General features: G+C 72.7%; 8 protein-coding genes and 1 riboswitch. Of the genes, 5 read left to right on the plus strand and 3 right to left on the minus strand.

From position 1 onward, the window contains the following. The first annotated feature begins 157 nt into the window (after positions 1-157). Together Q5762_RS00880 and Q5762_RS00885 are read left to right on the plus strand one after the other, a co-directional pair. Positions 158-3,118, plus strand: coding sequence for a DEAD/DEAH box helicase (locus tag Q5762_RS00880; RefSeq protein ID WP_399494129.1), 2,961 nt, complete (start codon positions 158-160; stop codon positions 3,116-3,118). Then, on the plus strand, positions 3,115-4,395 hold the full coding sequence (locus Q5762_RS00885) for an SWF or SNF family helicase (protein WP_315889924.1): 1,281 nt from the start codon (positions 3,115-3,117) through the stop codon (positions 4,393-4,395). Before Q5762_RS00880 ends, Q5762_RS00885 begins: the two co-directional genes overlap by 4 nt. A 117-nt stretch (positions 4,396-4,512) precedes the next feature. Here Q5762_RS00885 and Q5762_RS00890 read toward each other — a convergent pair whose 3' ends face one another. Continuing rightward, positions 4,513-5,367: a bifunctional 5,10-methylenetetrahydrofolate dehydrogenase/5,10-methenyltetrahydrofolate cyclohydrolase gene (locus Q5762_RS00890; RefSeq protein ID WP_315889925.1), complete on the minus strand. Its 855-nt coding sequence runs from the start codon at positions 5,365-5,367 to the stop codon at positions 4,513-4,515. Between the two features lie 29 nt (positions 5,368-5,396). Continuing rightward, positions 5,397-5,502, minus strand: a riboswitch (ZMP/ZTP riboswitch). 146 nt (positions 5,503-5,648) lie between these two features. Here Q5762_RS00890 and Q5762_RS00895 point away from each other — a divergent pair. Continuing rightward, a complete protein-coding gene (locus tag Q5762_RS00895; protein ID WP_399494257.1) occupies positions 5,649-6,941 on the plus strand; it encodes a GAF domain-containing protein in 1,293 nt (430 codons plus the stop codon). Between the two features lie 45 nt (positions 6,942-6,986). Then, positions 6,987-8,510, plus strand: a complete 1,524-nt coding sequence (locus tag Q5762_RS00900; RefSeq protein WP_315889926.1) for an aldehyde dehydrogenase family protein — start codon at positions 6,987-6,989, stop codon at positions 8,508-8,510. Between the two features lie 471 nt (positions 8,511-8,981). Here Q5762_RS00900 and Q5762_RS00905 read toward each other — a convergent pair whose 3' ends face one another. Next, a complete protein-coding gene (locus tag Q5762_RS00905; protein ID WP_315889927.1) occupies positions 8,982-9,293 on the minus strand; it encodes a hypothetical protein in 312 nt (103 codons plus the stop codon). Between the two features lie 714 nt (positions 9,294-10,007). Here Q5762_RS00905 and Q5762_RS00915 point away from each other — a divergent pair. Next, positions 10,008-10,610 carry a hypothetical protein gene (locus Q5762_RS00915; RefSeq protein ID WP_399494132.1) on the plus strand — a complete coding sequence of 201 codons (603 nt, stop codon included), beginning with the start codon at positions 10,008-10,010 and terminating at the stop codon, positions 10,608-10,610. Between the two features lie 122 nt (positions 10,611-10,732). On the opposite strand, the gene Q5762_RS00920 is transcribed toward Q5762_RS00915, so the two are convergent. Next, on the minus strand, positions 10,733-12,121 hold the full coding sequence (locus tag Q5762_RS00920) for a tryptophan 7-halogenase (RefSeq protein ID WP_315889929.1): 1,389 nt from the start codon (positions 12,119-12,121) through the stop codon (positions 10,733-10,735). Positions 12,122-12,130 lie beyond the last annotated feature (9 nt).

Below are 12,130 nucleotides of genomic sequence, written 5' to 3' on the forward strand. Positions count from 1 at the left end.
GGTCACGGTACGGGCGTCCCGGGGTCGCGCACGAGCGAATTCTGTGCCCCCGCGGGCGGCCTCGTAACGTGAGTCAGGTCATGGCGCTTCCGCTCCCGGGTGGGTCGGAGGTTCCTGTACCCTCGGCCGCTCGGCCCAGTAGTCAAATTTGAGGAATGTGTTGTCGCCGTCCCAGAGACTCGATGAACTCGCCCACTGTTCCGCCGTCTTCCTGCCCGCCGACCCGCCTCGTGCGGGCCGAGTCGCCTTCTGGTCCCCCGACGGGACGCCGCCGGTCGACCCGCGGGTCGACCCTCCGACGGGCCCGCTGACCGTGGTGGCCGACGACGTGCGCCCACGGACGGTGCCGGCCGTACTCCTTCCCGTACGGGACGCCCTGCCGCTCCTCACCCGAGCCCGGTTCTCGGACGGGGCCTCGTCCGCGGCCGCCTTCTGGGGCGCCGCGTCCCTCTTCGCCCTGCACCTGGCGGCCCGGGGCCTGCTCCTGCCCGGTCTCACGGCCACCGACACGGACGCCTGGCGGGCGGGCCCGCTGGGGCCCGAGGAGTTGGCCGAACTCCGGGCCCTCGCCGCGTCGATGCCCCCGGCCGCCCACGCCGTACCGCTGTCGGGCGTCGATTCGTCGGGCGACGACGGGCCGCTGCTCCTGCCCGAACCGGAGAAGCTGCTGCGCGCCTTCGTGGACGCGGTCGTGGACGGCCTGCCCCGTACCCCGGCCGCCGCCCTCGCGGCCGGCGGGCCGGCCTTCGCGGCCGACGAGCCGCAGACGCTGACCGCGCAGCGGGCCTGGGCGGCGGACGTGGCGGCCGGCCATGACGCGGGCGTACGGCTCTCCCTGCGGCTGGAACTGCCCGGGCTGAGCGAACGGGAGGCGCCGGCCTTCCGGGCCGTACTCCAGATGCACAGCGTCGCCGACCCGACGCTGGTCGCGGACGCGGCGGAGGTCTGGGCGGGATCCGGACCGGCGGGATCGGCACGGCCGGTGTTCGAGCCCCGGGCCCGGATGGACGCCCTGCTCGCGCTGCGGCGCGCCGCGCGCGCCTGGCCACCCCTGGCGCCCCTGCTCTCGGCGGCCGTCCCCGACGCCGTCGAGCTGGCCGACGAGGAGGTCACGGAGCTGCTCGGCCCGGCGGCCCGCGCGCTCGCCGCGACCGGCGTCCAGATCCACTGGCCGCGCGACCTGGCCCAGCGGCTCACCACGAGTGCCGTGATCGGCCCGGCGGACGGCGCGCCCGCCGACACCAGGACGATCACGAAACCAGACGCTCCGGACCTCCACGACACGGGCCAAGACGCCGGCGCCGACACCGGCGCCGACACCGGCGCCACCTCCGACGGCCGCCGCTCCTCCGCGCTCCCCTCCTTCCTCTCCGCCGACGCCCTGCTCGCCTTCAACTGGCGGTTCGCCATCGGCGACCAGGAGCTCACCCGCGCCGAACTCGACCAGCTCGCCGAAGCCGGCCGCCCGGTCGTGCGGCTGCGTGACCAGTGGGTCCTCGTCGACCCGGCCGAGGTGCGCCGCGCCCGAGCGTCGCAGGACACCAAGGTCACCCCGGTCGACGCGCTCGGCGCGGTGCTCACGGGGGCCGCCGAGCTGGACGGCCGGCGGGTCGAGGTCCGGGCGACCGGCTGGCTGGAGCAGTTGCGCGCCCGGCTCGCCGACCCCGAGGGCGGTACGCAGGAGGTCGCGCAGCCGGCCGCGCTGGCCGCGACGCTCCGCGACTACCAACTGCGCGGGCTCAACTGGCTGCACCGGATGACCTCGCTGGGCCTCGGCGGCTGCCTGGCCGACGACATGGGCCTGGGCAAGACCATCACGGTCATCGCCCTCCACCTGCACCGCCAGGGCGACCCGGCGGCCGCCGGCCCCACCCTCGTCGTCTGTCCGACCTCGCTGATGGGCAACTGGCAGCGGGAGATCGAGAAGTTCGCGCCCGGCACGCGCGTACGTCGCTTCCACGGCCCGTCGCGGAGTCTGGAGGAGCTGGCCGACGGCGAGTTCGTCCTCACGACGTACGGCACGATGCGGCTCGACACGGAACAGTTGGCCGCCCGGAGCTGGGGCATGGTCGTCGCGGACGAGGCCCAGCACGTCAAGAACCCGTACTCGGCCACCGCGAAGCAGCTCCGTACCATCGGCGCCAAGGCGCGCGTCGCCCTGTCGGGCACCCCCGTCGAGAACAACCTCTCCGAGCTGTGGGCCATCCTCGACTGGACGACACCCGGTCTCCTCGGCCGGCTCGGCACCTTCCGGACCCGCTACGCCGCGGCCGTCGAGGGCGGCGAGGATCCGGCGGCGGCCGAGCGACTCTCGGCGCTGGTCCGACCGTTCCTGCTGCGCCGCCGCAAGTCCGACCCGGGCATCGCGCCCGAGCTGCCGCCGAAGACCGAGACCGACCGGGCCGTCTCCCTGACGAAGGAGCAGGCGGGTCTCTACGAGGCGGTGGTACGCGAGAGTCTCGAGGCGATCGCCGTGGCGGACGGGATGGAACGGCGCGGTCTGGTGGTGAAGCTGCTGACCGGGCTGAAGCAGGTCTGCAACCACCCCGCGCAGTACCTCAAGGAGGACCAGCCGCGGATCGAAGGCCGGTCCGGCAAGCTGGAGTTGCTCGACGAGCTGCTGGACACCATCCTCGCCGAGGACGCGAGCGTGCTCGTCTTCACCCAGTACGTGCAGATGGCGCGGTTGCTCGAGCGGCATCTGGCGGCGCGGGGCGTGCCCACGCAGTTCCTGCACGGAGGCACCCCGGTCGCCGCGCGCGAGGCGATGGTCGCGCGGTTCCAGGACGGCGAGGTGCCGGTCTTCCTGCTGTCGCTGAAGGCGGCGGGCACCGGGCTCAACCTGACCAGGGCCGGGCACGTCGTGCACTACGACCGCTGGTGGAACCCGGCCGTGGAGGCGCAGGCCACCGACCGTGCGTACCGGATCGGACAGACCCAGCCGGTGCAGGTCCACCGGCTGATCGCCGAGGGGACGATCGAGGACCGGATCGCGGACATGCTGCTGCGCAAGAAGGCGTTGGCCGATGCCGTGCTCGGCTCGGGCGAGGCGGCGCTGACCGAACTGACGGATGCCGAGCTGGCGGACCTGGTCCAGCTGCGAGGGGACGGACGATGAGCGGATACGCACACGACGACGAACGGACGTTCGCGGCGCTGCCGCCCGCCGGGGGCTCGGCCTTCGCCCGTACCTGGTGGGGCCGTGCGTGGCTCAAGGCGCTTGAGGACACGGCGCTCGACGGCCAGCAGCTGAAGAAGGGGCGGCGGCAGGCGCGGGCGGGCGCCGTGGGTGCGGTGTCGGTACGGCCGGGCCGGATCACGGCGGTCGTGAAAGACCGTGACGGCTCCTCGTACCGCAGTGACATCCTCCTGCAGGAGCTGTCGGACGAGGACTGGGACCGGCTGCTCGACCTGGCGGTGGAGAGCGCGGGCCACATCGCGGCCCTGCTCGACCACGAGATGCCGCCGCACCTGGTGGAGGACGCGGCGGCGGCCGGCCTCGAACTGCTGCCGGGCATCGGCGATCTGGAACCGGAGTGCGGCTGCGAGGCGTGGGACCACTGCCCGCACACGGCCGCGCTCTGTTACCAGGTGGCGCGGCTGCTGGACGAGGACCCGTTCGTGCTGCTGCTGATGCGGGGGCGCGGCGAGCGGGCGGTCGTGGACGCGTTGCAGGAGCGCAGCGCGGCGCGGGCCACGACGACGGCGTCCGCCGTCGAGGAGCCGGTGGCCGAGGGCGTACCGGCGGAGGAGGCGTTCGGCGCGCGCGACATCCTGCCGCCGCTGCCGGCGCCACCGGCGCTCCCTTCGGCGCCCGGCGAGCCGCCTTCGCTGGACACCGAGACCGAGCCGGAGCCGGGTCTCGACCCGGCCGCGCTGGAGTTCCTCGCGGCGGACGCGGCCGCCCGCGCCCACCGGCTGCTGGCCGAGGCGTTCGCCCCGGGTCATGAACGCCCTTGGGCGGAGCCGCGCTTGACGCCCGCTCAGGACGCGGTGCGGCTGGCGGCCACGGGGGCGCCGCCGTCGTGGGTCGCGGCGCGGCTCGCGGAGGGGTCGGGCCGGCGCCGGACGGAGCTCGACCTGGCCACGCGCGCGTGGCGGTTCGGGGGCGCCGCCGCCCTCTCCGTGCTGGAGGAGGAGTGGACGCCGGGCCCGGACGCGCTCGCCCGTGCGAAGACGGCGCTCACGGAGGCCTGGGAGGACGCCGACCGGCCCGTGCTGCGCCAGGCGGGAGCGGCCCGCTGGACGGTGGTCGGTGCGGAGGCACAGCTGCGTCTGGGCGAGGACGGCCGCTGGTGGCCCTTCCGTAAGGAGCGCGGCGACTGGGCCCCGGCCGGCCCCGCGGACCAGGACCCGGCGGCCGCGCTCGCGGGCGTGTCGTCGCCGGAGGCGTGAGCGGACGGCCGGGTCGCTGCGAGGCTCGCAGCAGAGGTGCCGCCGCCCCGTCCCGTAGCGCATGGTCGGTACGGGACGGGGCAGCGGCACTTGCTGGGCTGCGGGCGCCTTGCGCTCCTACAGCCCGAGCTGGCGCTCCGCGCCTTCGACGGTCTGCGCGAGGAGCACGGCGATCGTCATCGGGCCGACTCCGCCCGGTACGGGGGTGATGAGGGAGGCGCGCTCGGCGGCCGTCTCGAAGTCGACGTCACCGATGTTGCCGGGGTTGTAGCCGGCGTCGACGACGACGGCGCCGGGCTTGATGTCCTCGCCCTTGATGAAGCGGGGCTTGCCCACGGCCGCCACGAGGATGTCGGCCTCGCGGACGGCGGCCGAGAGGTCGGTGGTGCGCGAGTGGCAGTAGGTGACGGTGGCGTCGCGGCCGAGCAGCAGCAGACCGGCGGGCTTGCCGAGGATCGCGGAGCGGCCGACGACGACGGCCCGCTTGCCGCGCGGATCGACGGCGTACGCGTCGAGCAGCCGCATGATGCCGCCGGGCGTGCAGGAGACGAAGCCGGGCAGCCCGAAGCCCATGGCGGCGAACGAGGCCATGGTGACGCCGTCGACGTCCTTCTCCGGGGCGATCGCCTCGAAGGCCGCGCGCTCGTCGATGTGCGGGCCGACCGGGTGCTGGAGCAGGATGCCGTGGACCGACGGGTCCTGGGAGAGCGCGGTGAGCGCGGCGACGAGTTCCTCGGTCGTCGTCTCGGCGGGCAGCTCGACGTGCTGGGAGCGGATTCCGGCCTTCGCGCAGCGGTTCTGCTTCATCTTCACGTACGTGACGGAGGCCGGGTCCGCTCCCACGAGCACCGTGGCGAGGCAGGGCGTGACGCCGGTGCGGCGGGTGATCTCGGCGGCGCGGGCGGCGGTCTCCTCGACCGTACGGCGGGCGAGCGCGGTGCCGTCCATGAGGGAGGCGGTACTGGTGGACATGGGCCACTCCTGGGCGTCGTCGATGACAGGGTGATCGCCCAGGCGCACGGCAGTGGCGGATCCGCGCGCGTGCGCGGGTTCCGCGGGCCGCTCCCCGGTGGTGATCCACCTCAAGCGCCAGTCACGGCCCTACCCCTACTCTACGTGAGCCCCGGAGGGGGGCCCAGGGGCGGTGTCCGGACACCGCGCATAGGCGGGGGTGCCGGGACGCTTGTCGGGGGCCTCCGCGCGCACGACGATGACCGGTGTTCCGAACGGTGGACCTCGACGTGGAGGCCGAGTTGAGCGATGCGTGGGTGGCGGCGGAGCCGGACGCGGGAGCGCTGCGGAGGGCGCACGAGGTGTTCACCAGCGGCGGCCAGGTCCGCCTCCCGCCGGTGCGGCCGCTGGTCGCGGAGTCGTGGCGGCGCTCGGCGCGGGCCCGTGTCAGCCCGGACGGGGCGGCCTGTGTGGAGCTGGCCGACGACGAGCTCGCCGACCACCGCGAGGGTCATCCGCTGTCCGCCGCGATGCCGGTGATCCGGGAGCTGATGGGCACGTACGCGACGGACGGCGCGCACCTGTTGGCGGTCTGCGACGCGGCGGGGCGGATGCTGTGGGTGGAGGGCCATCCGGGGACGCTGCGGCGGGCGCGGGCGATGAACTTCGTCGCCGGGGCCCGCTGGTCGGAGTCGGTGGCCGGGACGAACGCGCCCGGCACCGCGATCGCCATGGACCGCCCGGTGCACGTGTTCAGCGCCGAGCACTTCCAGCGGCCGGTGCAGGCGTGGACCTGCGCCGCCGCCCCAGTACACGATCCGCACAGCGGGCGGCTGCTCGGCGCCGTCGACCTGACCGGCGGGGACGAGCTGGCGCATCCGCACAGTCTGGCGTTCGTGCAGGCGGTGGCGCGGGCGGCGGAGTCGCAACTGGCCCTGCTGGCGCCCCGACCCGCCGCCGACCGGGTACGCCTCGCGGCGCTCGGCCGGGACGAGGCGCTGCTGACGGTGGCGGGGCGGCGGCTGCGGCTGAGCCGCCGGCACAGCGAGATCCTGGTGGTCCTGGCCCACCGCCCGGAGGGGGTGAGCGGCGACGAGCTGCTGACGCTCCTGTACGAGGACGAGTCGGTCACCCCGGTGACGCTGCGCGCGGAGCTGTCCCGGCTGCGCGGTCTGCTCGGCCCGGAGCTGCTGCGCTCGCGCCCGTACCGCCTGGCCGGCGCGGTGGCGGGGGCGGTGGACACGGACTTCGCGACGGTGGACCGCCGGCTCGGCTCGGGCGCGGTGTCGGCGGCCCTCGCCGACTACGCGGGCCCGTTGCTGCCGGCGTCCCGGGCCCCCGGGGTCGTACGGCTGCGGGAGCGGCTCGCGGACCGGTTGCGGGCGGCGCTGGTGGACCGGGGCGATCCGGGGCTGCTGGCGGACTGGACGTACAGCGCGTGGGGCGAGGACGACGTGGAGATGTGGCGGGCGCTCTCGGAGGTCGTACCGGCTTCCGGACTGGCGCCCGTGCTGGCCCGGTTGCAGGCGCTGGACGCGGAACTGTCGGCGGGCGCAACGGTGTTGCAACCTCGGTCGGCGCACTCTCGGCGGTGAGCGCCGGCCAGGGACGGCCGGCGCGGTCCGAGGGAGGCCATGTCCATGACCCGTTTCGCCGCACCCGGTACCGAGGGCGCGCTCATGTCGTACCTGCCCCGCTACGACCACTGGATCGGCGGTGCGTACGTGGCCCCGGCCCGGGGCCAGTACTTCGAGAACCCGAGCCCGGTCGACGGCCGTCCGTTCACGGAGGTGGCGCGCGGCACCGCGGAGGACGTGGAGCGCGCCCTCGACGCGGCGCACGCGGCGGCGCCGGGGTGGGGCCGTACGGCGCCCGGCGAGCGGGCCGGGGTGTTGCTGCGGATCGCGGACCGCATGGAGTCGCATCTGCAGGAACTCGCGGTCGCGGAGAGCTGGGAGAACGGCAAGCCGGTCCGCGAGACACTGGCGGCCGACATCCCGCTCGCGATCGACCACTTCCGCTACTTCGCGGGGGCGCTGCGCGGCCAGGAGGGCGCGCTGAGCGAGATCGACGAGGACACGGTCGCGTACCACTTCCATGAGCCGCTGGGGGTCGTCGCGCAGATCATCCCGTGGAACTTCCCGATCCTGATGGCGGTCTGGAAGCTGGCCCCGGCGCTGGCGGCGGGCAACGCGGTGGTGCTCAAGCCGGCGGAGCAGACCCCGGCCTCGGTGCACTACTGGATGAGCCTGGTCGCCGACCTGTTGCCGCCGGGCGTGATCAACATCGTCAACGGCTTCGGCGCGGAGGCGGGCAAACCTCTGGCCTCGTCCCCCCGCGTGGCGAAGATCGCCTTCACGGGCGAGACGACGACGGGGCGGCTGATCATGCAGTACGCCTCCGAGAACATCAAACCGGTCACGCTGGAGCTGGGCGGCAAGTCGCCGAACATCTTCTTCGACGACGTGTGGGCGGCGGACGACGACTTCCGGGACAAGGCACTGGAGGGCTTCACGATGTTCGCCCTGAACCAGGGCGAGGTCTGCACGTGCCCGTCGAGGGCCCTGATCCAGCGGGGCCACTACAGCGAGTTCCTGGAGGCGGCGGTCGCCCGCACGGAGCAGATCCTCCCGGGCCACCCGCTGGACACGGACACGATGATCGGCGCCCAGGCGTCCAACGACCAGCTGCAGAAGATCCTCTCGTATCTGGACATCGGCCAGCAGGAGGGCGCGAAGATCCTGACGGGCGGTCAGCGGATCGAGTACGAAGGGGAGTTGGCGGGCGGCTACTACGTCCAGCCGACCATCTTCGAGGGCGACAACCGGATGCGGATCTTCCAGGAGGAGATCTTCGGCCCGGTGGTCGCGGTCACGTCCTTCACGGACTTCGACGACGCGATCCGCACGGCGAACGACACGCTCTACGGCCTCGGCGCGGGCGTCTGGACCCGCGACGCCAACACGGCCTACCGCGCGGGCCGGGCGATCCAGGCGGGCCGCGTCTGGACGAACTGCTACCACGCCTACCCGGCCCACGCGGCCTTCGGCGGCTACAAGCAGTCGGGCATCGGCCGCGAAACCCACAAGATGATGCTGGACCACTACCAGCAGACGAAGAACCTGCTGGTGAGCTACTCCCCGAAGAAGCTGGGCTTCTTCTAGCAGCACGAAAGAGGGCGCCTGACCTGGGGTTTTCCCCGGGTCGGACGCCTTCTGGGAGCGCCCGGCCCTGCCCATGGGGGAGGCATCGAAATACTCCTACGGGCCCGCTCCCCCGTCTTGCCGTAGGCCGCTGCATCAACGTATCCGCCGGCCGCATGGCCGCGTAGTACATGCGGCCGAAGAACGCCTCAAGGCGCGGGCCGCGTCCCCGTTGTTGGCCAGCAGTGGTCAGCAGGCGAGCAACCTGGGTAGGGTTCGGCACGCAGGCCGGGTCCACTTCCTCACTCACCCCAGGGGCCTGCCACTTGACCCTTGCGAGCGGATTCTCCGCGAAGTATCCCTTGTCGACGGCGGTTCCGAGGACCTCACTGAAGGCTGATCGTTTACACAGGGCGGTCTTCGCCGCGGCGGATTCGCCGTCGATCTTGCGGCCAAGCGCGTCCAACGCCCTGCGCACGACATCTGGTTCCATCAGTCGCTGATGGGCAGGGAGTTGAGGGCCGCCCCCAGCGCCTCATCCCCGCCGTCGGACTGGCCGGCTGCCTCGCCCTGACTTTCGCCCTCCCCGCGTCCTCGGTCGTCTCCGGCGCAGCTGTCATCGCCCTGGGGGCCGCCCTCTACGGCCTGCGCAGCGCGCTCACGGTCCGGTGCGGTGTCGGCCGCCTTCCGTGACGTCGTGCGCGTGTCCGACCTCACCGACAGCCACGCCGCGACCAACGCCCTGCTGGCGGAGGCGAGGAAGTCCCACTGGACCGCCCACGCCGTCGCTCGCTTCCTTTGCACGCCGGCCACCGTCGGCGTGTCAGGCAGCCCGTCACCCTCGCGCGCTCGCCCAGCTCACCGCCTTGCACGGCCTCTTGGTCCCCCTGACCCGCACCCGGCGGGACCGCGGATGGGTAGCGGCGAGCTGGACACTGTGCGCCCTTCACCTGGGCCTGATGGAGGACCGCGACCGGCTCTCCGTAGCCGACGCGCTCACCCTCATCCGTGGCAACCTCCCCGCGACGGCCGCCTGGCCCGGCGTCAGGCCACCGTGTCCCCGTTCGGCGACTACGCCGACTCCTTCGCCGACGCCGCGTTCTGGACCTGGCTCGCCCTGCGGCACGAACCGAGCCGGATGCCGGAGCGGCCCCGTCCCGCACTGCCGCGAGGCCGCGACGACGCAGGCGGTTGTCGCGCTCCGTCACCTGCTACGCCGCTGACCCGGCAACCTCACCGGACTCACACGTGCGGAACAGACGCCGACGCCCACGTGCGGACTTCGGCGGCTCTGCCGTACCCGGGAGTCCGAACCGGTGCGCCAAGACGCGCGGCACGGCATCTCTCTGATGGAAGCATCAGTAACAGCGTTGGGACGGGTAGGAACCTCGCTTCCGCCCGTCACCCGGTCGGGCGGTTCACCGTAGGGCCAGCGTGGGAAGCCATCCGTCCGTGCTGTCACTACCTCCACCGGCAGAAGCCCTGCACAGCCGATTCAAGGCCGACCACTATCTTCCGATGCCAGGCCTCCTGGGGCCCGGCCTCCTCACGGCACTGCGTGCGGAGGCCCGGCGGCTGGAACGGAGCGCGGCCCGCCGGGACTTCCGCATGGAGTGCATGGCGGGAAGCCCCCGGCACATGACCACCGTCGGTGGACGACAGATCGCCCGGGAATCGCCGCTGGTCAGCGACCTGTACCAGGACACCACCCTGCTGGCCTTCCTGACCTCCGTACTGGGCAGCGAGGTCAGCACCGTGCGGGACCCCGTCGAGCGGCACGTCCTGAACATCCTCCACCGGGAAGGCGACACCCACGGCGCCCACACCGACGACCACCCGCTCGCCCTGGTCCTCTTCCTCGAATCCCCACCCCACCCCGATGACGGCGGTCTGCTGGAATTCCACCCCGGGCACCCCGACCTCGACGAACTGGACAGCGCCGCCTCCCGGCGCGTGCATCACCGACCGGGCGAGGGCTATCTCCTGCGCAGCGACCGCACCGCCCACCGCGTCACCCCACTGAACCGTCCGGGCGTCCGGCGGACCGTGCTCAACCTGGCCTACACCGTGCCCGGCCACCAGGGGCCTGCCACCCCGTCCGCATTCCTCCTGTACGAGTGACGCGTCTCGGGATACCCCGCTGTGGGCGTTCTCGTCATTCTGGACGCCGACGTCCGCGGCGCGCTCGATCGCCGCTTGCCACGGGTGGCAAGCCGATGAGCCGCTGCTGTGCCCGCCCGCGATCAGGGGATGGGGCGCAGGGTGGGGTATGGGGTGAGGGAGAGGTAGAGGCCCGCGGCTGCCTGATCGGGGGTCGTGGGCAGGGGGAGCATCTGACTGGTTCCGTGTCCGCCAAGCCCTTGGGCGTGGTGGCCGGCCAGGGGGGTGCGGAGCTTTTCGTAGAGGGAGTCGAGGCGGTCTTGCTGGGCGTCGTGGAGGTCTTCCTCGCCGGTGATGATGTTGAGGAACGACTCGTGGAGGCGTAGTCCTTGCTGGTCGCGGTGGCTGAGGGCCTGTGCTCGGCGGAAGTAGGCGTCGCGGCCGTCATGGATGCGGTAGAACGCGCTGACCAGGACGAGGAGACGCTCGTACGCGTTCTGATAGGTCGTCTGGTAGAAGCGGCGGGCGTCGGTCTCATCTACTTCGCCGCGCAGGACGCCGGCAATGGCCGCGGCGCTGAGAAGGCCGCTGTACATGGCCAGGTGCACGCCGGTGGACAGCAGCGGGTCGAGGAAGCAGGCGGCGTCGCCGGCGAGGTAGTAGCCCGGGCCGCAGAACGCGTCGCTGGTGTATGAGTAGTCGCTCTCCACTTTGAGGGCGGAAACCTGTTGTGCGCCTTCGAGCATGCGGGCCAGGAGCGGGCATCGAGCCATTGCGTCGTGGTAGACGGCGTCGATGGAGCCCTGTTCGTCCTTTGCCTGGTTGAAGGAGCGTTTGTCGGTGACCAGTCCGACGCTCAGGGTGCCGTCGTGCAGAGGGATGGCCCAGAGCCAGCCGTGGTCGGGCAGGGAGAAGACGCCGATCGCTCCCTCGGGGGCCTCAGGCAGGGCTGCGGCACCGCGCCAGTAGCCCCAGGCGGCGACGTTACGGAACACGTCGTGCACGCGCCGGGTGCGCAGTTGACGGGCCCCCAGGATTCCGGCCCTCCCGGTGGCGTCGATCAGGTGGGTGAAGTCGATCTCGCCGTCGCGACCGTCCCTGGTGAACCACGAAGCCGTGGTTGCCCGGCCTTCGGGCAGGGCGACATGACGCACCTGGGACTCTTCCCGTACATCCGCTCCCTGGTGGCGGGCGTGCTGAAGGAGAAGGTGGTCGAACTGGGAACGGATGACCTGGAAGCTGTGCGTGGCCGGCCGGCCCGGGTCGTCGAAGCGCAGGGCCCACTCCTGGCCGCCCCAGCCGTAGAAGGCGCCGGTCTTGCGGACAAAGCCGTGCTGTTCGACCACCTCACGGGCGCCGATGATGTCCAGAACCGGCAGGAGTGACGGAAGCAGGGACTCCCCGATGTGATCGCGAGGGAAACGCTCGCGTTCCAACAGCACGACGTCGATGCCCTGTTGGGCCAGCAGTGCGGCGGCTGTCGCTCCCGCGGGCCCGCCTCCGGCGATCAGTACCTGTGTCCGCTCGCGCAACGTCCCGCT

The organism is Streptomyces sp. P9(2023), assembly GCF_032436795.1.
Lineage (GTDB): Bacteria > Actinomycetota > Actinomycetes > Streptomycetales > Streptomycetaceae > Streptomyces.